20 protein-coding genes are annotated in these 20,635 nt (G+C 40.4%); 11 read left to right on the top strand and 9 right to left on the bottom strand.

What is annotated here, in order from left to right:
* Nucleotides 1–35: 35 nt before the first annotated feature.
* The 4 genes from HYI04_RS02495 to HYI04_RS02480 all read left to right on the top strand — a co-directional run bounded on the left by HYI04_RS02495 (nucleotide 36) and on the right by HYI04_RS02480 (nucleotide 4,024).
* Nucleotides 36–923, top strand: a complete 888-nt coding sequence (locus tag HYI04_RS02495; protein ID WP_063454283.1) for a LysR family transcriptional regulator — start codon at nucleotides 36–38, stop codon at nucleotides 921–923.
* Nucleotides 924–1,015: 92 nt separating this feature from the next.
* Nucleotides 1,016–2,002 (top strand): transaldolase, encoded by a 987-nt coding sequence (gene tal / locus HYI04_RS02490; RefSeq protein ID WP_010326829.1) that lies wholly within the window; start codon nucleotides 1,016–1,018, stop codon nucleotides 2,000–2,002.
* Between the two features lie 70 nt (nucleotides 2,003–2,072).
* A complete protein-coding gene (gene leuE / locus HYI04_RS02485; protein WP_010326830.1) occupies nucleotides 2,073–2,723 on the top strand; it encodes a leucine efflux protein LeuE in 651 nt (216 codons plus the stop codon).
* 125 nt (nucleotides 2,724–2,848) lie between these two features.
* Complete coding sequence (locus HYI04_RS02480) at nucleotides 2,849–4,024, top strand: benzoate/H(+) symporter BenE family transporter (RefSeq protein WP_010326831.1); 1,176 nt, start codon at nucleotides 2,849–2,851, stop codon at nucleotides 4,022–4,024.
* 65 nt (nucleotides 4,025–4,089) lie between these two features.
* On the opposite strand, the gene HYI04_RS02475 is transcribed toward HYI04_RS02480, so the two are convergent.
* The 3 genes from HYI04_RS02475 to HYI04_RS02465 all read right to left on the bottom strand — a co-directional run bounded on the left by HYI04_RS02475 (nucleotide 4,090) and on the right by HYI04_RS02465 (nucleotide 6,094).
* Complete coding sequence (locus HYI04_RS02475) at nucleotides 4,090–4,647, bottom strand: TetR/AcrR family transcriptional regulator (RefSeq protein ID WP_010326832.1); 558 nt, start codon at nucleotides 4,645–4,647, stop codon at nucleotides 4,090–4,092.
* A 5-nt stretch (nucleotides 4,648–4,652) separates the two neighbouring features.
* Nucleotides 4,653–4,997, bottom strand: a complete 345-nt coding sequence (locus HYI04_RS02470; protein WP_005401176.1) for a multidrug efflux SMR transporter — start codon at nucleotides 4,995–4,997, stop codon at nucleotides 4,653–4,655.
* 83 nt (nucleotides 4,998–5,080) lie between these two features.
* Nucleotides 5,081–6,094 carry an alpha/beta hydrolase gene (locus HYI04_RS02465; RefSeq protein WP_010326834.1) on the bottom strand — a complete coding sequence of 338 codons (1,014 nt, stop codon included), beginning with the start codon at nucleotides 6,092–6,094 and terminating at the stop codon, nucleotides 5,081–5,083.
* A gap of 302 nt (nucleotides 6,095–6,396) precedes the next feature.
* Here HYI04_RS02465 and HYI04_RS02460 point away from each other — a divergent pair, with 302 nt between their 5' ends.
* Both HYI04_RS02460 and HYI04_RS02455 read left to right on the top strand, forming a co-directional pair.
* Nucleotides 6,397–6,840 carry a universal stress protein gene (locus HYI04_RS02460; protein ID WP_010326835.1) on the top strand — a complete coding sequence of 148 codons (444 nt, stop codon included), beginning with the start codon at nucleotides 6,397–6,399 and terminating at the stop codon, nucleotides 6,838–6,840.
* Between the two features lie 85 nt (nucleotides 6,841–6,925).
* Entirely contained in the window at nucleotides 6,926–7,369 is a 444-nt protein-coding gene (locus HYI04_RS02455; protein ID WP_004696899.1) for a universal stress protein, read from the top strand.
* A gap of 63 nt (nucleotides 7,370–7,432) precedes the next feature.
* On the opposite strand, the gene HYI04_RS02450 is transcribed toward HYI04_RS02455, so the two are convergent.
* Both HYI04_RS02450 and pepN read right to left on the bottom strand, forming a co-directional pair.
* Complete coding sequence (locus tag HYI04_RS02450; RefSeq protein WP_010326836.1) at nucleotides 7,433–7,651, bottom strand: hypothetical protein; 219 nt, start codon at nucleotides 7,649–7,651, stop codon at nucleotides 7,433–7,435.
* A 248-nt stretch (nucleotides 7,652–7,899) separates the two neighbouring features.
* Nucleotides 7,900–10,509: an aminopeptidase N gene (gene pepN / locus HYI04_RS02445; protein WP_010326837.1), complete on the bottom strand. Its 2,610-nt coding sequence runs from the start codon at nucleotides 10,507–10,509 to the stop codon at nucleotides 7,900–7,902.
* Nucleotides 10,510–10,932: 423 nt separating this feature from the next.
* On the opposite strand from pepN, the gene HYI04_RS02440 reads away from it, so the two are divergent.
* The 3 genes from HYI04_RS02440 (at nucleotide 10,933) to thiM (ending at nucleotide 13,421) form a co-directional block, all read left to right on the top strand.
* Nucleotides 10,933–11,190, top strand: coding sequence for a hypothetical protein (locus HYI04_RS02440; RefSeq protein WP_005401172.1), 258 nt, complete (start codon nucleotides 10,933–10,935; stop codon nucleotides 11,188–11,190).
* Nucleotides 11,191–11,376: 186 nt separating this feature from the next.
* Nucleotides 11,377–12,534 carry a hypothetical protein gene (locus HYI04_RS02435; RefSeq protein WP_005401171.1) on the top strand — a complete coding sequence of 386 codons (1,158 nt, stop codon included), beginning with the start codon at nucleotides 11,377–11,379 and terminating at the stop codon, nucleotides 12,532–12,534.
* 11 nt (nucleotides 12,535–12,545) lie between these two features.
* Nucleotides 12,546–13,421 carry a hydroxyethylthiazole kinase gene (thiM, locus tag HYI04_RS02430; RefSeq protein WP_005401170.1) on the top strand — a complete coding sequence of 292 codons (876 nt, stop codon included), beginning with the start codon at nucleotides 12,546–12,548 and terminating at the stop codon, nucleotides 13,419–13,421.
* A 24-nt stretch (nucleotides 13,422–13,445) separates the two neighbouring features.
* Here thiM and HYI04_RS02425 read toward each other — a convergent pair whose 3' ends face one another.
* Together HYI04_RS02425 and HYI04_RS02420 are read right to left on the bottom strand one after the other, a co-directional pair.
* The gene (locus HYI04_RS02425; RefSeq protein WP_256732872.1) at nucleotides 13,446–14,045 is read right to left on the bottom strand and encodes a hypothetical protein; all 600 of its coding nucleotides are present in this window, start codon (nucleotides 14,043–14,045) and stop codon (nucleotides 13,446–13,448) included.
* Between the two features lie 378 nt (nucleotides 14,046–14,423).
* Nucleotides 14,424–15,950 (bottom strand): transporter associated domain-containing protein, encoded by a 1,527-nt coding sequence (locus tag HYI04_RS02420; protein WP_010326838.1) that lies wholly within the window; start codon nucleotides 15,948–15,950, stop codon nucleotides 14,424–14,426.
* A 539-nt stretch (nucleotides 15,951–16,489) separates the two neighbouring features.
* On the opposite strand from HYI04_RS02420, the gene HYI04_RS02415 reads away from it, so the two are divergent.
* Both HYI04_RS02415 and HYI04_RS02410 read left to right on the top strand, forming a co-directional pair.
* A complete protein-coding gene (locus HYI04_RS02415; protein WP_004696886.1) occupies nucleotides 16,490–16,807 on the top strand; it encodes a hypothetical protein in 318 nt (105 codons plus the stop codon).
* A gap of 153 nt (nucleotides 16,808–16,960) precedes the next feature.
* Nucleotides 16,961–17,425 (top strand): MarR family winged helix-turn-helix transcriptional regulator, encoded by a 465-nt coding sequence (locus tag HYI04_RS02410; protein WP_004696885.1) that lies wholly within the window; start codon nucleotides 16,961–16,963, stop codon nucleotides 17,423–17,425.
* Nucleotides 17,426–17,430: 5 nt separating this feature from the next.
* On the opposite strand, the gene HYI04_RS02405 is transcribed toward HYI04_RS02410, so the two are convergent.
* Together HYI04_RS02405 and HYI04_RS02400 are read right to left on the bottom strand one after the other, a co-directional pair.
* Nucleotides 17,431–18,093, bottom strand: a complete 663-nt coding sequence (locus HYI04_RS02405) for an SOS response-associated peptidase family protein (protein WP_178895818.1) — start codon at nucleotides 18,091–18,093, stop codon at nucleotides 17,431–17,433.
* A gap of 258 nt (nucleotides 18,094–18,351) precedes the next feature.
* Nucleotides 18,352–20,514, bottom strand: coding sequence for a malate synthase G (locus HYI04_RS02400; protein WP_178895817.1), 2,163 nt, complete (start codon nucleotides 20,512–20,514; stop codon nucleotides 18,352–18,354).
* Between the last annotated feature and the right edge of the window lie 121 nt (nucleotides 20,515–20,635).

Below are 20,635 nucleotides of genomic sequence, written 5' to 3'. Positions count from 1 at the left end.
CAGGTTCTTTCAGTAAAACTGAAAGATAGAAAATTATGAATATCAATCAAGAGCAACTGATCATTTTTAAAACCGTGATTGAGTCAGGCTCATTTTCAGCTGCCGCACGAAAATTGGGCAAAGTGCCATCGGCCGTGAGTATGTCAATTGCCAACTTGGAAATAGACTTAAACCTACAACTTTTCTTACGCGAAGGACGTGAGCCTACAGCAACAGCGCAAGCCCTAACCTTGTATGAAAAGACCGAGCAACTACTGACCGAAATGAATCAATGGAAACAGCATGCTCATGCCCTAAGCCACGGTTTGGAGTCCTCGCTCAATATCGTCGTTGTATCCGAACTGCTACATATGCAATGGATCGACTACATCGCAATATTAGAAGCTGAATTTCCCAGTCTACAGATCAACATTTTTTCTGCACCTCAGGAAGATGCGCAAAGAATGTTACTCAACGGTACAGCGCAACTTGCACTGATGTTCGAACGTGAACAGCTGGAAAGCAGCGAACAGTTTGTTGAATTAAAAATGGAAACTTTAGTCCCTGTCGCAAACAAAGACTTTGAGCTGGCGCAATTTTCACAAGTCAGCTTTGAACAAATTCAACACAGTCGCCAGATCGTGGTTGCCAGCCGAGATAAAAGCATTAAACCTGAACTACTTTTTTCTAAAGAATACTGGCGGACTGACAATCATCACTCTGCCTGCGCACTCATTATGCAAAATTTCGGTTGGGGTGTTTTACCCTTGGAAATGCTGAATGAAAACCCTCAGCTCAAAACCCAGTTGAAAATATTAGATCTGCTGGATTTCACCCCAAAGTTTGAATATTTTGTCGATTTGGTCTGGAGTCGTGAAAGTGAATTGGGTGCAGCTGCACGTTTTTTAATCCAATACATCCGAAATCAACGTAAAAAATCGTGATAACTGCTGTTAAAACATCCGAATCCACTTGGGTTAGAAGCAGTTTGTGTTATAAATATTTTATGGGTAATAACTTTAAGAACTAACGATCAATGACACAAACTGCATTAAACCAATTAAAAAGCTTAACCACCATTGTTGCTGACAGTAGCGATTTAGCGGCGATTAACCAATTTCGCCCGCTTGACGCAACGACTAATCCGTCGCTGATTACAGCGGCTGCTATTCAACCTGAAAATAAAGAGTTGATTGAGGATGCTTTTGCTCAAGCCAAAACTGAGGGCTATAAAGAAGACTTACTCATTGAACGCACAATCGACATTCTTACCGTCAAGTTTGGGGTGGAAATTCTCAAATTGATTGAGGGTCGTGTATCTACAGAAGTGGATGCTGCACTGTCATACGATACCGATGCCACCATTGAAAAAGCCAAAGAGCTGTTGGCGCTATATAAAAACTACGGCGTAGATCAAAATCGTATATTAATTAAAATCGCTTCAACATGGGCGGGTATTCAAGCAGCGAAAGTGTTAGAAGCTGAAGGTATCCATACCAACTTAACGCTTTTGTTTGGTGTGCATCAGGCCCATGCTTGTGCGGAGGCAAATGTCACTTTAATTTCACCTTTTGTTGGACGTATTTTAGATTGGTACAAAAAAGCCGAAGGCGTGGACAGCTATCCAGTTGAGAAAGACCCTGGCGTACTTTCTGTGAAGCAAATTTACCAGTTCTATAAAGCACATGGGATCAAAACAGAAATTATGGGCGCAAGCTTCCGCAGTGTTGACCAAGTCTTAGGACTTGCAGGTTGTGACCTTCTTACTGTTGCGCCTAACTTATTGGCAGCTCTTGAACAAGACACACGTGAAGTTAAAGCCCAACTGTCAGCAAGTGATATTGCGCCAGCGACAACTGCACTTAACACACTCAGTGAAACTGAGTTTAGGAATCAAATTGAACATGACTTGATGGCAACGCAGTTGTTACAAGGCGGTATTGATGGATTTATTAAAGCCCGTCAACAGCTGAACACACTATTGCGTCAGTCTTTTGGTCTAGATGAAGAAATTTCAGCTTAACTTGATTTTTCTTCTTTTAAAAGCCGATTTTGCTATCATGCAATATCGGCTTTTTTATTGAGAATATGTTGTGTTTGGGATTATCGACATCGGTACCTATATCATCGGTACAATTTTAATTGTGATTCTACCAGGCCCAAATTCTCTTTATGTGATGTCCATTGCCTCACGTTTTGGTCCGAAGATCGGCTATTGGGGAGCATTAGGCGTTTTCACAGGTGACCTGATTCTCATTCTATGCACGGTACTAGGCGCAGCATCTCTTTTACATACTTTTCCTTGGCTGTTCATTTTATTAAAAATTGTAGGTGCTTTGTACCTATCCTACCTAGGTGGAAAACTCTTATTTGCTGGCGTCAAAACGTGGCATTCATCCCCACAGCATCTTGAAGCAAGTGCAAACCAGAATACTTTGCAAACGCTACACCCGTTTAGATCAGCGCTGACCATTAGTCTTTTAAACCCTAAAGCTATTTTGTTCTATTTGTCTTTCTTTGTGCAGTTTGTTAACCCTAAATACGCTTATCCTGCACTCAGCTTTACTTTACTTTCAGTCATCTTGCAGATCATTAGCATGGCTTATCTTAGCATTTTGATTTTCTCAGGGATTAAATTGGCCAGTTACTTTAACCGTCAGTTTAAAGTTGCCGCTGTCGCAGTGGCAACTGTTGGTTTACTGTTTTGTGGTTTTGGTTTAAAGCTCGCACTTTCCACCCTGTAATTCTCGTGAATAATCTCGTTATTTTCGATAAAAAAACCATTGTATGCTGTTTTCTTTTTCAAGAACCAGCGTATGATCCTTGAACAATCGCTATTTTCACTCATTCAAATTATGTTTTGATCTTCATGCAAAAATTATTTCAAGATTTCTCAGTTCCAGCAGTATTCGCAGGTTTTATTACCTTCCTCATTGGCATTAGTGTGTCTTCAGTCTTGGTCATTCAATCCGCCCAAGTCTTAGGTGCAAATACCGCACAAATCAACTCATGGTTCTGGGCTTTAGGTCTGGGTATTGGTTTAAGTGGGCTGCTTTTATCTTGGAAACTTAAATATCCTGTATCGACCTCATGGTCTACGGCAGCACTGGCCTTAATTATTGCGACAGGCAGTGGTTATAGTTTGCATGAAGCGATTGGCGCATTTTTGGTCTGTGGTTTAGTTACTGCCATTTTGGGCTTTTTCGGTATCTTTGAAAAAGTTCTGACGTATATCCCGCAAAGCCTAACCAGTGCCATGCTAGCTGGTGTGTTATTGAAGTTTGGTATTTCATTGTTCGCTAGTATGCAAGACCATTGGGGTTTTATTTTATCCATGCTGGCGGCTTATATTGTTTCTAAGCGACTTACTCCACGTTACTGCATTGTCATTACAGTGATTGCAGGCTTGTTACTCTGCCCGTTATTCTTAGACTTCCATACGCCTCAAATCACATGGAGCCTAGCGCAACCTGTTTGGATGGCACCTGAGTTCAGCATGTCTGCTATTTTAGGTTTAGCGCTACCTTTGTTTGTGATCAATATGGCATCGCAGTACTTACCCGGTATTGCCATGATTAAAAGCTATGGCTATAACCCCCACGTCAATCAACTGATTGGATGGACGGGTACCGCTCAAGCCTTACTCGCACCCTTTGGCTGTTATAGTGTCAATACCGCAGCAATTAGTGCAGCTGTCAGTTTAGATGAACAAGTTCACCCTGATCCATCAAAACGTTATATTGCGGGCATGAGCTGCGGTTTCTTCTATATCTTAATGGGACTATTCGCAGCCACCCTGACCAGCCTTTTACTGTCTTTCCCTGCAATCTTTATTACAGCATTGGCTGGTATTGCTTTGTTTGGCACGATTAGTCATAACATCGCGATTGCATTTGAAGCGGTATCAGACCGTGAGGCAGCCCTCATGACCTTCTTATTCAGCGCATCTGGGGTACAGTTCTTTGGTATTGGCTCTGCCTTTTGGGGACTACTCTTTGGTTTTGCAGTTATGCTTATATTTAAATTTAAAGCCAAAAAAGTTTAAGCCCTCATACAAAAAGCACCCTCGATGGGTGCTTTTTCATTTTTAAATATTGCTAAATTGAAAACTTAATGCTGATAACTTCGTTGAATCAATTCTTGCTTAAGCTGCATCGTCTCAGACAGATTTTCCACCTCGGTAAATGCTGTGAGCCAAATGCCATCTGCAGCATAGCGTAAAATTTTAAGCTCCAAATTATTATCTGTATCCTGATGTCGCGCTAAACGTTTTTCTAGCCACTCAATCCAATACTCATTAAAGGTACGATCCGTCAGCATAATCATCGAAATAGCTGACCAAGAATGCTCCAAGCCTAGCACCTGCTTTTCTAGAGTAATTTCAATATAGGCTCGGGTAAAGCAACCATAACGATCACGGTCTTGACTAATCAACTCATCAACAACACGATCCAATTGTTCAAGTTGTTCCACAACCATCGCTTCAAGTAGCTTTTGTTTGTTTGGGAAATGATGGAAAACACCACCCTTACTCACGCCAACCAAATCAGCCACTGCTTGTATGGAGACCCCAGTCACGCCTTTTTCAGCAGCCAAACAGATCGCATGTTGTAGGATACTTTGGCGAACCTGTTCTGGTGCCTTTTTACGTGGACTTGCTTGTTGCATCGAACTTAATGCCCTGTTGAATTTGAAAATAAGTTAATCACGACCACACCAGAAACAATCAGTGCAATACCGATCATTGCTGCGAAATCTAGACTTTGTCGGAAAACAAAGTAACCAATCAGAGCGGTTAAAACAATACCAACACCCGCCCAAATCGCATAAGCGATACCCAATGGAATCACTTTAATCACTTGAGACAATAAATAAAATGCCAACGAAAATAGAACGACTACGGCCAGAGAAGGCAATAGCTTGGTAAAACCTTCCGACTTTACCAAAAAAGTCGAACCAATCACTTCAGAAATAATTGCCATCGCCAGCAAAGCATAAGCCATTAATATAGGATTCATCAGAAACTCAACAAAAAAACATACCAATCGGTCGGTATGTTATTAAAATAGCAAAAATTAAACAAGGCTTTCTGCATACTTTTTTATTTTGTTTCAGTCGGCCTTGAGGTTTGCTTTATAAAATCAATGGTTCGATCAAAGGTGATCTGACTCGCTTGTTTGCTCATCATGAACTGATATTCATGCACCAAAAACTCCTTAGAGTCTGGATAAAAAGCCTCCGTGACTGCAACCTGATGCTGCTTCAACACCTCGACGAAAGGTAAAGACTGGCTATTGGTTAAAAAGTCTTTATTTCCTCCACTAATAAAGACAGGTGGATACTGTGGCGTAATATGCTCACTGGTTGAAATTGCCTTTAAAAAAGCTGCATCCTCTTTACGCTCTCCTGTATACGCTTGAACCAAGTTATAAACGCCCCATTCAATGAGCCTGAGTTCCTCAGGAGCGGTGTTTACAAAGCGATATAAGTCATAAATACCACAATGCAAAATTAGCCCTTTAAGCTGTTTCGGCTGAATGCTCGGCTTAAAATTGGATGCTTGAGCAAATGCGGGATTCGTCAAAAGCGCAGCATAATGACTGGCAATATTGGCTCCAGCAGAGTCTCCTGCTAGATACAGTTGGTTCGGGTTAATATGATACTGAGCAGCATTCAATTGTAAGAAATTCAGTGCATGATCGACTTGCTGTAACTGAGTGGGATAAATAGCCTCAGGTGCAAACTGATACTCTACCGAGACCACGTTAAAGCCTTGATTAGCTAAAAGCTTAAAATAACCTCGCGCATGCTCTTTTGAGCCCGAAACCCATCCGCCGCCATGAATCCAAACCACCGTGGGCACTGCGTTTAATTGTTCAATATTTTGGGGTTGATAGATGTCAACATTCAGCTCAGGACTAGCTTGATATGTAATATTATTGTGTACGATGACATCGGGAGGCGCAAAGCGATCTAGCATTTTCATTTGAATATTGGTTGCTGTGTTAAATGTACCCGCAATTAGTTTGGTGTTCTTTTCTACACTTTGACACGCGCTCAAAAGCACAATCATGAAAACAGTACTAAGTACTTTTATTATTGGTTGAAAAATCATACTGTTCGGCCCCATCCTTTTTTCAAATGATTCTAATACAGTCTCTATCACATCGCATGATTAAACAGATCTCATTTCAGCTTCATTTAAACACCAGAAGTATCTTTTAAAGAATATCGTATTAAATCTGAAACTTGAGTTTTTCACTCAAGATTTTGGACACGAAAATCAGCATTTTCTTGAATTATTTTCTTTTAATTTCATGAATTTTCAATTTTTAGCCCGATCAAAATTGAACATTTAATGGCAGTGTGTTATCAATAAATCAAGAACTAAATCTTATACAAAAAGGAGTCCCTCTGATGGCTTACCAACATATTTTAGTCCCTGTTGACGGTTCACAAATTTCTTTTTCTGCGGTTAAGCAAGCGGCTGAAATTGCCAAAGTTTTTGGCAGTCAACTTACATTGATTAGCTTAGTTGCTGAAGACCCTCTCAAAGATGCCGATTTTTACTATACCTCTCCAATCATGAAAGACTATTTCATACAAGCCTATAACAATGCTGAGAAAGCCCTTCAGGATGCGGTTCAAATTGCACAAGAACAAGGTGTAACAGCTCAGTCTAAAATCATTAAAGGTGAAGTCTCTGAAGATGCTGTGGTCGAAACAGCAACTTCACTGAAAAATGACCTGATTGTAATGGGTTCACATGGTCGCAAAGGCTTTCAAAAATTCCTATTAGGCAGCTTTGCTCAAGATGTTCTCAAATCTACTGAGCTCCCAGTTCTCATTGTTAAAGCTTAATCAACTATAACGCGTCTTTATGTGAGCTGATTTCGCATGTACTGCAAAATGATCCGCATAAAGACGTACCATTAAGGAGAAGATAATGAGCTACAAACACATTTTGGTTGCCGTCGATGAATCACCGATGTCTTATGCTGCTGTTGAACAAGCACTTGAGTTGGCCAAAGATTTAAATAGTCGCGTAACGCTCATGAGCGTGATTGCAGTCGATCCATTTGTCGGAGTCGACTTCTATAAAGTAGCACCAGCTATCACCGACTATTTTCTACATGCTGAAAAAGTCGCTCAAGACCGTTTAGCCGAAGTAAAGCTCTCATTTGACCGTGATGAAATTGAGGTGGATACCAAAGTGATCCGCGGCATCTCTCCTTCTGAAGGTATTATTCATGTGGCCGATGAAGTCGGTGCAGATCTGATTCTGATGGGCTCACATGGCCGTACAGGTTTTAAAAAGATGATGTTAGGTAGTGTGGCGCAAAATGTTCTAACGCAGTCTCCAATACCTGTGCTGATCGTAAAAGTTTAAGTATTGTTTTAAATAAAAAAGACTGCCGAAGCAGTCTTTTTTATTTGGCAGAACTCGTTCACTTCATTTGCTTTTACTAATCTGCTGATGCAAATTTTGCAAATAATGCTCTGCTGCCGACTGTTGCATAAAAGTTTTTTGAAATAAACCCGAAGCCTGATGGTTATGCGGACTATATTCAACATTGACTTGAAATGTTCCCAGTTCAGCACTTTTCGCAATACGAATAGCAATAATATGAACGGTATTTAAATAAAACCCATCTTCAATTTTAACTAACATATCTGTTTTTACACTCTACATGTTTGTCTGCCCAATAGCCTGTATACAGAAGCCGAAAAAATACAGAATATTGAGCTAATCATCTGTTATGCCATAACATTATACCCATAAAATGCGATTTATTTCACACTATTCACATGAATGTTCATTATTTATAAAAATACCAATGTGCACTCTTCATGCTGTCATTCTTCAGTTTACATAAAAAAAGCCAGTCTACTGACTGACTTTTTTTATGCGTAGATCAGTTAAATACTTAACATACTGCTTAAAGTTTCACTGACATTTTTAGATTTCACTTGTGGTTTTAAAGCCTCAAGCTTCGCTTTCACTTCGCTACGCTGTGGCTCTGCCAATGTGTACCAACGTGACAAAACCTGAAGTAAACGAGAGCCAACAATTGGGTTTTTCTCATCTAAATATTTTGCCAGCCCAATGAAATGATCCACACCAAAACTCCATGTGTTCACTGGGTTTGCATTTAAACCACCACTCACTGAACGAATGCGGTTCGGCACGCCCAAATCATAATCGGCATGTGAAGTGAGGTATTGAATGGTTTCCGTCGTAGCACAAGGATGTGCCGCTTGAAGTGTGAACCACTGATCTAGTGACAAAGCCTCATCTTTAAAACGTAGGTAAAAATCACGTAAAGCCGCTTCTGCTTGCGGTGCATCATTCCAAACCAAGACACGTAGTGCACCTAAACGTTCAGACATATTGCCTGTGGCTTCATATTGCTGATATGCCAGCTCAAAAGCACTTTCATCGCCTTGACGCGCCATCATACTAAGCATGATGTTTTTCAGCGCACGGACACCCATGGCTTGTGAAAACTCTTTTTGCAAATCTGGGTCTAAAGCCAAATAAGTGTCTTTACAGAACGCACCTAACTCACGTGCTAATTTTTCAATCAAAGCATTACGTTGTTCTTGAATCTTCGCTGGTTCGTAGTCAGTGTCGATACGACTACCTAAATAACCTTCACTTGGCACATCAAATAAACGTGATGCCAAGAGTGGATCTTGTTCAAAAAGATCTGGTAGCGTGTTTTTAATGGCTTGAATATAAATATGCGCATCATGACCATTGAGTAAAATACGCTCAAGCAGTGTTTGCGTTGCTTGCCATTGGTTAAAACCATTGGTTTCGTATTGAATCAGGAACGCCAACTCTTCATCGGTATAGTTAAATTCTAAGTTGACGGGCGCAGAAAAATTACGCAGTAATGACACGACAGGTTTCGTGCTTAAACCGCTAAACACAATGCTGGCTTGGTCTTGGTCAAAAAGATACACACCGTCTTTGACTGCATTTTCAAATAAACTGTCTGAGTTTAAAACCAATTGCTCACCTGTTGCAGCATCGAACAGTGCTAAAGCGACAGGAATTGGAACAGCTTTTAGGTTCGGATACTTAGGATGTGCTTTTAAACTTTGCTTAAAGTTTAAAGTATAGGTTTGCGCAGCAGCATCATAATGACCTTCCGCTTCTAACTTTGGTGTACCAGGTTGGTTATACCATGTTAAGAAATTGGATAAATCTACGCCTGAACCTGCGGTTAAAGCGGCTACCCAGTCTTCAACGGTCACAGCTTGACCATCATGGCGTTCAAAGTACTCATCAGTTCCTTTACGGAATTTTTCTTTGCCCAATAAGGTAGCCATCATGCGGTTAATTTCCGCACCTTTTTCGTAGACCGTTGCAGTATAAAAGTTATTGATTTCCACAAAATGATCAGGACGCGGTGGATGAGACAATGGGCCTGAATCTTCTGGGAACTGATGCGCTTTGAGTACCGCAACGTCATCAATACGTTGAACCGCAGCAGACTGCAAATCTTCTGAGAAAGATTGATCACGGAAAACCGTTAAGCCTTCTTTTAAACACAATTGGAACCAATCACGGCAAGTAATGCGGTTACCTGTCCAGTTATGGAAATACTCATGGGCAATTACCGACTGTACACGCATAATCGCGGCATCTGTCGTATATTCTTCATCCGCCAAAACACATGACGTATTAAAGATGTTTAGACCTTTATTTTCCATCGCACCCATGTTAAACGCACTGGTAGCCACAATCATATAGTTGTCTAAATCATAGGGACGACCATAGTGTTCTTCATCCCAACGCATTGAATGCTTTAAGGCTTCCATTGCAATATGACATTTCGGAATATCTTTTTCTTCGGCATAAATTTCTAAAGCCACATCACGGCCTTCCGAGGTCACATAACGGTCTTTTAAAACAGCCAAATCACCAATCACACAAGCAAACAAATACGCTGGTTTTTTGGTTGGATCTTGCCAAATGGTATAGTGACGACCTTCGCCTGCCTCGCCCGCTTCAATCAAGTTACCATTGGCAAGGAGCACTGGATATTTTTTATCGGCTTCTACACGTGTGGTGAAAACTGAAAGGACATCAGGACGGTCTGGGTAAAAGGTAATTTTACGGAATCCTTCAGGCTCATTTTGGGTAACAAACAAATCTGATGCGGCTTGGTATAAACCTTCAAGTTGTGTATTTGACTCAGGATGAATGATCACCGATGTCTCAAGCTTGATCTGATTTGGTGCATTACGAATCACCAACTGCTCTGCATCAAGCGCATATTGCTCTTGGCTAAGTTGCTGACCATTCAGCACTAAACTTTTCAGCTCTAAATCACGACCGAGTAAAACCAAATCACCCTCGGTTTGGCGCGTCAGCTCCAGTACAGCATCAACTTGGCTATGCTCATCATAGACTTGAATATCGAGGTGAATGCTGTCTACTAAAAAAGATGGTTTTTGATAGTCTTTTAAATAGACGGTTTGATCTGCTTCAATAATTGGATTTGCCGCAATATTCATGTCATGTCCTAATGCTATTGGTCTACAGCTTTATATTGTGTATGTTTTGATCATACGACAAGTTTGCCATACTGTCTGTGTATGTTGAATGATATTTATATGGGCACGTTGAACAGGCTTTTCAATTCTATTGTTCTTATCCCGCTCATATGACTGCACCAAGTGAATAAGAAACAGACAACTCCTCACATCGTGCCGTGCTTGTCTAGCAATATTTGCACCAGCCTTTAGACTTGCACAGTGCCATTAGCTCTCCGCCATTCAAACGCTGAGAAACTTAAAGACATCGATAAGATCTAAAGCCAGCTCTTTTCAAATATCCAACTTAATTTTCAAATCGGCTACATTTTGTGCACAGTTTTTGCTTGTATCTAAATATGCATAGCGCATGATAAAACTTAAGCAAAATAAAAGAGGTGTGAGATGTACTTAAAAGACCATATCGTCCGCGTCGAAAATATAAAAATGCTGCAAGCAATGCATGCTGCAAAAATTGATCATAAAGTCATTGCCCTGTTCATGAGCTGTGAAGGAATACCTTTACAAGCACACGATGTCAGTAGCATTTTAAATCACTACGACACACTAGGGAGCAAAAAGTTGCCGAGCAAAAAAGTTCAAGCCATGATTGAAGCTAAAAAACTAGGTATGGAAGATGACTCTCTACCTTGCCCCGTTTAAATTCTACTAGTCCAAAAAATACGGTGCATGCCGTATTTTTTTTGCCCTATATTCGCCACTGCGTTGCTTCACCCATCTAGCGTTTACAAAGCACCTCTACTTGTTCAATTACACTGCAATTTACAACGCCTTTCTGAAATTTTAGCGTGTATAATTTGAGAAAATCCTGAGTTTCAAATTCATCTTATGTCGCTTCAAATTTTGCACAAACAACTTGATGAGAGCACGCCTTGTCCACTTTGTCAGGCGGCCATGTTTTGGGTGGATGCTGAACAATACGACAAAGAAATTAACTTTCATGAATGTAGCCACTGCCAACATCGTGTTTTTAGCAATTCCAATCTAAATTGCCACTGCGACAGTTGTTTAGCCCAGCGCAAAAAAATATTGAAAGAAACTCGTCAGCAAGAACAGCATAAAACCAAAACCAAGGACATTTATGAGTTTGAACTGGGTCAACTCAGTTTTATGCATAAATTATTTTTATTGGCCCTGTTAGATGGCTACGCACAAGAACATACACAGCATCAAGAGTTTATTGATTGGGAACAGATCAAATATTTTAGTGTCACCCCCAATTATCTATTTCAAAATAGTCTCGTCAAACAACTGGTAAAAGAACAAATCCTCGTTGCCAAAGATTTTGCCAGTGAAGCCCATCAGTATTATATTAATGTGCGTTTGGACGGCTACTCTGAACCCAGCCTATTTAGTGTTACGCAGCAGTTACGCTATTGGTTTTATGAAAACCTTAGCCTTGGTGTGCCTTTTAAGACCGCGGATGAAGTCAAAAATGCCTTGTACCAATTGCTCTATCAGGAAATTATCCAATTTATGCAGTTTTACTGTCGTACTTGGGGCATTCAAATTGCAGGAAATAACAGTTTCCAAGTGTTTTGTTATCGTTTACTCGATGTACTCGCGGTCGGACAAATTTATTATTTAATCCAAACTGCATTGGAGTATTTATATGAACGTAAAGCCTTACAACCCAGAAATGAAAACTTTATTAACACCAACTTACTGAAAAAAACTCTACAACAATACCGTGAACGCAGTGTGGCTGAAAAATGGGAAACATCAACTCTGCCTCGACCACATAACCTACCATTCAGCAAAATGAGCGAAGTCTTATTTTTCCGATTTTTAGGCTATGACGAAGCCATTTTCTTTCAGCCTGTCTCTCGTTCATGGCAAAAAATTGAACCACGTTTAAGTTTCTACTCACAAAAACGCTGTATGTACTGCGGTTCAAATGAGCTCACCGTAGATTATGATGCCGACCAATATGTGACTTTATTTTGTCGCAAATGTAAGCATCAAGACCACTATTTCACCAAATAAGGGCATCCACTATGACCCAGCTTTTAGACCTGTCCTTGCTTAACACAAAACAATCGATTCAAGACCAAACCGATGTCTTGGTGGCATATGTTGCTGAAGCTTGGACTGCCCTGCAAACGCAACAACCTTTGGTACAATGTATCACCAACAGTGTGGCTGCCAACTATGCAGCCAATGTTTTATTGGCTGCAGGCGCCTCACCTGCCATGATTGATAATCCCTTTGAAGCTGAAAGTTTCACACGCATTAGTGCAGCGCTCAGTATTAATCTAGGTACGCCAACCTCTGAACAAATGCAAGCCATGCAAATCTCGGCACAAACCGCGCAGCAGCAAAACATTCCGTGGGTATTAGACCCTGTGGGATATGGGCCGTTTTTAAAGTGGCGCTCTGAAATGGTGAATCAGCTGTTAGCTTTTCAACCCACGGTTATTCGTGGAAATGCATCTGAAATCAGCACACTTGCGGGAAACCAGATCGAAACCAAAGGCGTTGATAGTACTGCAAGCAGTGCTGATGTTTACCATCAAGCAAAAACACTTTTAGCGCAGGCTGAAGTCATTGCCATTTCTGGTGAGTCTGACTATATTCTCTCCAAACAACTTGATGCTGTAATCCAAGTCAATGGTGGTTCACATTTACAACCCAAAGTTACTGCTACAGGTTGTGCCCTTGGTGCATTAATTGCAGCCTATAGCGCAGTCACCAATCCTGTCATTGCAGCGCTGTCTGCGCATGTCCACTTTGCCATTGCTGGGCAGCTTGCATATGCCCGAAGCCAAAGCACAGGAAGTTTTAATGTAGCGTTTATGGATCACATTCATCAAATGAAAGCTGAAACCATTTATAAATATGCGGATATACAGCTTATCCGTACCTCAGCCTAAATAAAGTATGGCGAGAGTTTCTGCTTAGGTAACTTCTCGCCCTAAAAGCACGTTCATCGCCGCTTCTAGCAGAGTCAGCACATCTAATTTACAGATACACATTAAACCCATACCAATAAAATAATCAGGCGTATGTTGCATATAAAAGTTGATATGACGACTGGCTCGATTTCGAAGCCGAATCAATTGTTCAGGCGTGGTCTGCGGCAGTACACAAGGATGCACAAACACATCCTCACTGCGCTGTTGCACATTCACATGACGGTTTTGCATTAGATCAAGAACCTGTAAGTAATCCTTAGGCATTGGCACTTCTGCACGCGGATAAAAGCGTTTTGAACGTGAAGCAAACAGCCGATATACTTTTGGCTGCATCAAACTCGAAACAAACCATAACTGACGCGTGGGATATTTTAAACGATAACCCAAGGTCACTCGAATTGCAGATAAAAGTGTTCTGTTTTGATTTCGGTAATCAGTTAAAAAAGCTGCACGCGAGCTAAGAATATATAAAGGTTGATGCGCTGTCTTAAGCTTCAAGATGGCAATAATATTTTGCCCAACAATTTTTCCGCGATGATAAAAACGAATAATTGGTAATGCCACTACATCAGGGTTATACAACAATTGATGCAGTTCTGCTGGGATTGCATTTGGGAAAATTTGTCGATCAAAATTTTCAAGCTCTTCAAATAGAACTTGTTTTTTTCTCTACTGAAAGCTTTTTAAAATCAACGACCTTTTCCATAAGTTGCATGAAGTGTTTCCGTTCTTATTTTGATCACTTGTTTTACTGATATAGTCTAAATGCAATGCTTTGATGACCACAGGGATAGAAAAAACTGTCTTCACCAAACAGGTAATTTCTAGTACGAAATACGACAGCCCAATTGCGGGCATAGAATAACTTCTTTTTATTTAAGTGCATAGCGCTTACTTTATAAGCAGAAAAAATGCCAGCACGAAGCTGGCATTTTTTCTCACAATCTATTTTTACAATGATTAAGCAGTACGATAGCTAATATTCACTGTCTTAATTCGGTTTGAATCCAACTCAAGCACTTCAAAGTGAACACCACGGTAGTCCAGTTGAGTTCCAACGTGTACATCACCATGAGTTTTATCTAGGATTAAACCAGCAACACTAATATAGCCCGCATCTTCTTCAACCAAATCGATCATCCCAAGTTCCAGTTCAAGCTGATATAAATCCAGCATGCCTGTCGCCTTCCACGTCTGATCATCAACCTTCACCAAATCAAGTTGCTCATCGGCATCGGGGAATTCACCAGCAATCGCTTCAAATACGTCAAGCGGTGAAACAAGGCCCTGCACATTACCAAACTCATCGCTCACCAAAACCAATGAACCTTTAGACGTTCTTAGCGTATTTATCGCATCAATGACTTTCATTTTTTCAAAAATGTAAATTGGACGATGACGTTTGATCAAATCTTTCAATTGCTCTTCATCATCTAAGACATCGAGCAATTCTTTGGCACGCGCAATACTGATCACTTTATCCAAGCTACCGCGGCACACAGGAAATAAACTGTGTGGCACAGACAATACCTGTTCACGAATTTTCTCAGGTGAATCATCAAGATTGACCCACGAAATTTGACTACGCGGTGTCATGATCGACGCGACTGAACGTTCAGCCAATGTCAGTACACCACCAATCATATAACGCTCTTCATCCGCAAAAGTTTCTTGCGCTTGAAGCTGATCAGGATCTTCAGCTTGGAGCTTGCCACCCATGAGTTTTAAAATAGAATCCGCAGTACGATGACGCAGTGGAATTTTCGCTTCATGTTTTGCCGCATTGCGCTCACCAAATTGGTTAAAGGCTTCAATCGCAATGGCAACACCAATACCCGAATAGATATAACCTTTAGGAATGTGGAAGCCGAAACCTTCCGCAATCAGGCTAATACCAATCAACAGTAAGAAGCTTAAACACAAGATGACCACAGTCGGATGACGGTTTACAAAAGTCATTAATGGTTTCGACGCCAACAGCATGACCACCATGGCAACGACCATAGCCACCATCATCACATTAATGTTGTCGACCATACCAATCGCGGTAATCACCGAATCCAATGAGAACACAGCGTCAAGGATCACAATCTGTGCCACAACTGCGGTGAAACCCGCGTAGACCACATTGGTGGTCAGCTTAACTTCGGGCTTACCTTCAATTTTTTCATGCAATTCGGTAACGGCTTTATAGACTAGGAATAAGCCACCAAATAAAAGAATCAAATCTCGCCCAGAGAATGTCCAATCTAAGACAGTAATCAGCGGTCGAGTCAACGTGACTAACCAAGTGATGATAAACAACAAGCCCAAGCGCATTAAAAGTGCAAGCGAAAGACCAATGACACGCGCTTTATCGCGTTGCTCAGGAGGAAGTTTTTCAGCCAAAATGGCAATAAAGACTAGGTTATCAATACCTAAAACAATTTCTAATATAATAAGCGTAAGTAAACTTACCCATATTCCCGGATCTAATAAAAATTCCATTATTTCATTACCCCAGAATTATGTTTCTGTTTTAAAAGCATAGACCTGCACGGCGACGGATCCATATTTGTGACCTGTTCAACTAAAGATGAAATAATTATGCCTGAGATGTTTGGCTTGTAATAATTTTTTTATGGTTTTTAACAAAATTTTAATATTCGACCACTTATTATGCAAAAAATACATAAAAATATCGAAATCACTGTTTGAAATTTTGTCACTTAATGCCAATTGTCGCATTCTATAAAGATTAGACGCCACGGTCATTTTTTAGTTTTTCTAATTAAATCCATCGCAAATAAAAACCAAATAATTGTTTTTATTTAATTATTTATTTTAATAATAGTTAAAAAATATCAATTCACTACATTTATGATTTCCACAAATGACACTTTTTGTTAAAAACACTAGTTCACAAATCCATTTTTTTCACTAAAATGAAACACGACCAGCATTGTTGTAAAAGTGGTCAATCACCCAAACCAAGGATGCGCGGATTGACAATCCGATCAAAGTAATCGAAGACAGGATTCATCGCTATGAACAATGAAAAAGCATTGACCTTCAATAAGACGTCAAAAATGCTTGCCAATACTAGCTATGAAGGCGCATATCTGCATTTAGACTCCTCATTTGATCAGCATCAAGTTAAAGTTGTGGTTTCGCATAATAACCAAAAGTTTGAAATGCACTTGCCTATCGTTCTACAGGACGGTGTTCCCATGGCTAAACTTTCTTTGGATTCTCACCAGAATGCTGAAGTCGAAGATGAAGTTGTACAATTTGCTCAAAGTATTGTGAGCTTCCATCAAGATAAAGACGGCTATACCCTGTCTCTTCTAAACAACCACGCTTAACTTTTCTTGATTACTGGCCAAGGCTTTCTTTTAACAGATTTCCTTTATGATGAGAAATCCAGTAATTTTGTATTGATAAGTGTATGAGTGTTCACATAAAATGTGTTCAAATGATCTATAAAATAAAAATACGATTCACGGGGAATCCGTCACATGACCAAAAAGTACAGTAAGTTCCTACCAGGTTCTGAAGATTTTTCTTTAGAAAGTTTTCCATTTTACTGGGTAACGCAAGTACATGCACAGTATGTACTCAATGTCGATCACGCTTTAAAAAAGTATGGTTTAGATAACTCACGTCGTCGTATTTTACTGGCTCTAGACTCAAAGCCACATGCCAGTGTTTCTGATTTATCTGACATGGTGGTCTCTAAAATGTCGACAACCACCAAAATTGTCTATCGGTTAAAGGATGAAGGATTGGTTGAAACTTATTCTTGTGAAGACGATGCACGTATCACCCGTGTCCTTCTCACCGAAAAAGGTGTTGAAATGACCAATAAGATCAATGATCTCACCAGTGTTGTACTTGAGCAATCATTTGAAGGCTTAACACCTTTGCAAATTGAAAAAATGATGGAAAGCTTAAAACACGTGTTTAAAAATTTAGCTCGCTAAACCGTTTAAAAGTCGGAAAAGTTGAGTTGGGGACTCTCTTTTTCGACTTTTATTTTAGGCACATGTGAACATTCAAACTCTCCAACAGGAAAGCCTTTTACAAAGGATTGAATATTCGGTGATTTCCAGCTGAGCCACTCCTCTAAGCGTTCATGTGGAATCACGATCACTGAGCGTTTCACATTCCCCGGCTCATGAAACTCCCGCATCATTGGGTGGTCTATAGCATCCATTGTAAGCATGGTGGCTGAACGCACTACCTCGCCTGCTATACGACAGATTTCATAAAGTGCAGCAACAAAAATCACTTGACCATCCTGTCGTCTAACACCCCATCTCTGCGGCTTTTGTTCTATATATTTGGACTCATAAAATTCAAAAACTGGGATCACCCCAAACTGATATTTGAAAGTGGCCTCAATAAAACTGGCCTTTTGCAGAAGTGTCTCACTTCGAGCATTATAGGTTTTGCTTGCAATACTCTTATCTTCTGCCCATTTCGGTATTAAACCAAAATGTACCTTACGCCACTCAAGACCTATATTTGATTTGAACAATAAAGGCAGCTCATAACCAGGATAGACTTCTTCGACATAATCAAACGGAATTTCAGGTAGACCAAGCTGTTGTACTTGAGCAAGGGTTAGAGGTTTAAAATTAGCGCACATGGATTTTCATCTAACTTGATGGTTAACAATAGTATGACGAGCTTTATATAATGAATTGTATAAGGCTTTTATCCGCATCGTCTAGTTGAGATACTGATTCAACCCCACGCTTAAACCCATTTATAGCTCTGAGCAAGCACTAATCTATAGACTCCTCTCACACGTGAGTAAATCAAACCTATCGCCCCCCTATAGACACAATACGACTTATTCCAGCCAATAAAAAAGCCTCCGAAGAGGCTTTTTTAGCTTTACAGATTAGTCACCTGTATAACCTTTTAACTTCAAACGTGCAGCATGCAGAAGTGGCTCTGTATAACCTGATGGCTGCTCACCGCCTTTAAACACTAAATCATAAGCTGCTTTGTATGCATAACCATCGAAGTTTGGCGCCATAGGGGTGTAAAGCGGATCGTTTGCGTTTTGTTCATCAACGATTTTCGCCATACGCTGCATCACTTCTTCAACTTGCGCCGCAGATACGATGCCATGACGTAACCAGTTTGCAACGTGTTGAGATGAAATACGTAAAGTTGCACGGTCTTCCATTAAACCCACGTTATTGATGTCTGGAACTTTCGAACAACCTACACCCAAGTCAACCCAACGCACAACATAACCCAAGATCCCTTGAAGGTTATTTTCAAGCTCTTTGGTTTTCTCTTCTTCAGTCCAGTTGGTATCTGTCGCTAAAGGTGGTGTTAACAAATCATCTAATGATAAAGGCTCTGTATTCAATAATTCTTTTTGACGCTCAGACACGTTGCATTGGTGATAGTGAATCGCATGAATGACAGCACCAGATGGAGAAGGAACCCATGCACAGCTTGCGCCCGCTTCTGGATGTTCAATCTTGGTTTTGTACATGTCTAAAAGCATATCTGGTTTTGGCCACATGCCTTTACCAATTTGTGCTTTACCACGTAAGCCCGCTTGAAGACCGATCATCACGTTACGGTTTTCATATGCTGGGAACCAAATTTGTGATTTCACTTCGCCCTTACGAACGAATGGACCTGCTTCCATAAAGGTATGGATTTCATCTCCAGTACGGTCCATAAAACCTGTATTAATGAAGATCGTACGGTCTTTCGCTTGCGCAATACAGTTTTTCAAGTTTACAGAAGTACGACGTTCTTCATCCATGATACCGATTTTTAAAGTTTTTGCAGGCAAGCCAAGCGCTTGTTCTGAACGCTCAAACAACTCAACAGCAAAAGCAACTTCTTCAGGGCCATGCATTTTAGGTTTTACGATGTACATTGAACCTTTACGAGAGTTCTTGTTTTCGTTTTCACCTTTAATGTCTGCGAAAGACAATAGCGGAGTGATTAATGCATCCATGATACCTTCGTAGATTTCAGCACCATCTACAAGAATCGCAGGATTGGTCATGAGGTGACCCACGTTACGAAGTAGCATCAATGAACGGCCATGAAGTTTCGTTTCACCACCGATCAAGTTTTTGTGCGTACGGTCTTTATTCAAAGTACGCGTAACAGTTTTACCATTTTTCTCGATAGACTCTGAAAGTGTACCTTTCATCAAACCTAACCAGTTACGGTAGCCTTCAACTTTCTCTTCTGCATCTACAGCAGCGATCGAATCTTCTAAATCCTGAATAGTCGTTACAGCAGCTTCAAGAACTAAATCTTTTACGCCAGCGGCATCTGTTTTACCAATTGGGCTGTTCGCATCAATTTCAATTACAACGTGTAAACCGTTGTTTAAAAGTACAATTTCTGTTGGTGCAGATTCTTCGCCATTGAAACCAACAAATTGTGCTTCTTTAGCCAAAGTCGATGTTGAACCGTCTTTTAACGTCACAACTAACTTTTTGCCTTCAACTGCATATTTTGTCGCATCAGCATGCGAACCATTTGCTAATGGGAAGATTTCATTTAAGAAGTTTTTAGCAAATGCAATAACTTTGTCGCCACGCACAGGGTTATAGCCTTTACCTTTTTCCGCGCCACCGTCTTCTGGGATCACGTCAAAACCGTAAAGTGCGTCGTATAAAGAGCCCCAACGCGCGTTTGCAGCATTTAAGCAGTAACGTGCATTACGCACAGGTACCACCAATTGCGCACCAGCCAATAATGCGATTTCTTCATCTACATTTTCTGTGCTGATTTGGAAATCTTCTACTTCTGGTACTAAGTAGCCAATTTCAGTAAGGAAAGCTTTGTAAGCTCCAAGTTCAAATTTGTTGTTGCGGTGCCATTCATCGATCTTCGCTTGAATGTCGTCACGCTTAGCCAATAGTGCTTTGTTCTTTGGGCTAAGATCGACAACGACTTGTTCAAAGTTTTTCCAGTAAGTTTCACTGTCCAAACCTGAACCTGGAAGTGCTTCATTTTCGATGAAATCGTAAAGTTCTTTAGCAATCGCTAACTTGCCTTTTTGAATACGTGCAGTCATTGTCTTTCCTGATATTGCTACTTTTTATACAAGAGATTCTAGTATACCGATTTAAACTTGGCTGAATAGTAATATCACCGTGCGAAATAGTGATCATTTTTTATTTAATAAAGTATACAAA

Origin of the sequence: Acinetobacter sp. SwsAc2 (genome assembly GCF_013391465.1) — a bacterium.
Classification (GTDB): domain Bacteria; phylum Pseudomonadota; class Gammaproteobacteria; order Pseudomonadales; family Moraxellaceae; genus Acinetobacter; species Acinetobacter johnsonii.
This window is presented reverse-complemented; position numbering and strand designations above follow the sequence as displayed.

Bases quoted from the DNA above. Each gene is read 5' to 3' on its own strand.
- HYI04_RS02450 (WP_010326836.1), bottom strand. From the start codon at position 7,651: ATGTTAGTTAAAATTGAAGATGGGTTTTATTTAAATACCGTTCATATT.
- HYI04_RS02480 (WP_010326831.1), top strand. From the start codon at position 2,849: ATGCAAAAATTATTTCAAGATTTCTCAGTTCCAGCAGTATTCGCAGGT.
- HYI04_RS02465 (WP_010326834.1), bottom strand. From the start codon at position 6,094: ATGATTTTTCAACCAATAATAAAAGTACTTAGTACTGTTTTCATGATT.
- HYI04_RS02495 (WP_063454283.1), top strand. From the start codon at position 36: ATGAATATCAATCAAGAGCAACTGATCATTTTTAAAACCGTGATTGAG.
- HYI04_RS02455 (WP_004696899.1), top strand. From the start codon at position 6,926: ATGAGCTACAAACACATTTTGGTTGCCGTCGATGAATCACCGATGTCT.
- HYI04_RS02400 (WP_178895817.1), bottom strand. From the start codon at position 20,514: ATGACTGCACGTATTCAAAAAGGCAAGTTAGCGATTGCTAAAGAACTT.
- HYI04_RS02415 (WP_004696886.1), top strand. From the start codon at position 16,490: ATGAACAATGAAAAAGCATTGACCTTCAATAAGACGTCAAAAATGCTT.
- HYI04_RS02405 (WP_178895818.1), bottom strand. From the start codon at position 18,093: ATGTGCGCTAATTTTAAACCTCTAACCCTTGCTCAAGTACAACAGCTT.
- HYI04_RS02475 (WP_010326832.1), bottom strand. From the start codon at position 4,647: ATGCAACAAGCAAGTCCACGTAAAAAGGCACCAGAACAGGTTCGCCAA.
- HYI04_RS02470 (WP_005401176.1), bottom strand. From the start codon at position 4,997: ATGAATCCTATATTAATGGCTTATGCTTTGCTGGCGATGGCAATTATT.
- HYI04_RS02435 (WP_005401171.1), top strand. From the start codon at position 11,377: ATGTCGCTTCAAATTTTGCACAAACAACTTGATGAGAGCACGCCTTGT.
- HYI04_RS02410 (WP_004696885.1), top strand. From the start codon at position 16,961: ATGACCAAAAAGTACAGTAAGTTCCTACCAGGTTCTGAAGATTTTTCT.
- pepN (WP_010326837.1), bottom strand. From the start codon at position 10,509: ATGAATATTGCGGCAAATCCAATTATTGAAGCAGATCAAACCGTCTAT.
- tal (WP_010326829.1), top strand. From the start codon at position 1,016: ATGACACAAACTGCATTAAACCAATTAAAAAGCTTAACCACCATTGTT.
- thiM (WP_005401170.1), top strand. From the start codon at position 12,546: ATGACCCAGCTTTTAGACCTGTCCTTGCTTAACACAAAACAATCGATT.
- HYI04_RS02460 (WP_010326835.1), top strand. From the start codon at position 6,397: ATGGCTTACCAACATATTTTAGTCCCTGTTGACGGTTCACAAATTTCT.
- HYI04_RS02440 (WP_005401172.1), top strand. From the start codon at position 10,933: ATGTACTTAAAAGACCATATCGTCCGCGTCGAAAATATAAAAATGCTG.
- HYI04_RS02420 (WP_010326838.1), bottom strand. From the start codon at position 15,950: ATGGAATTTTTATTAGATCCGGGAATATGGGTAAGTTTACTTACGCTT.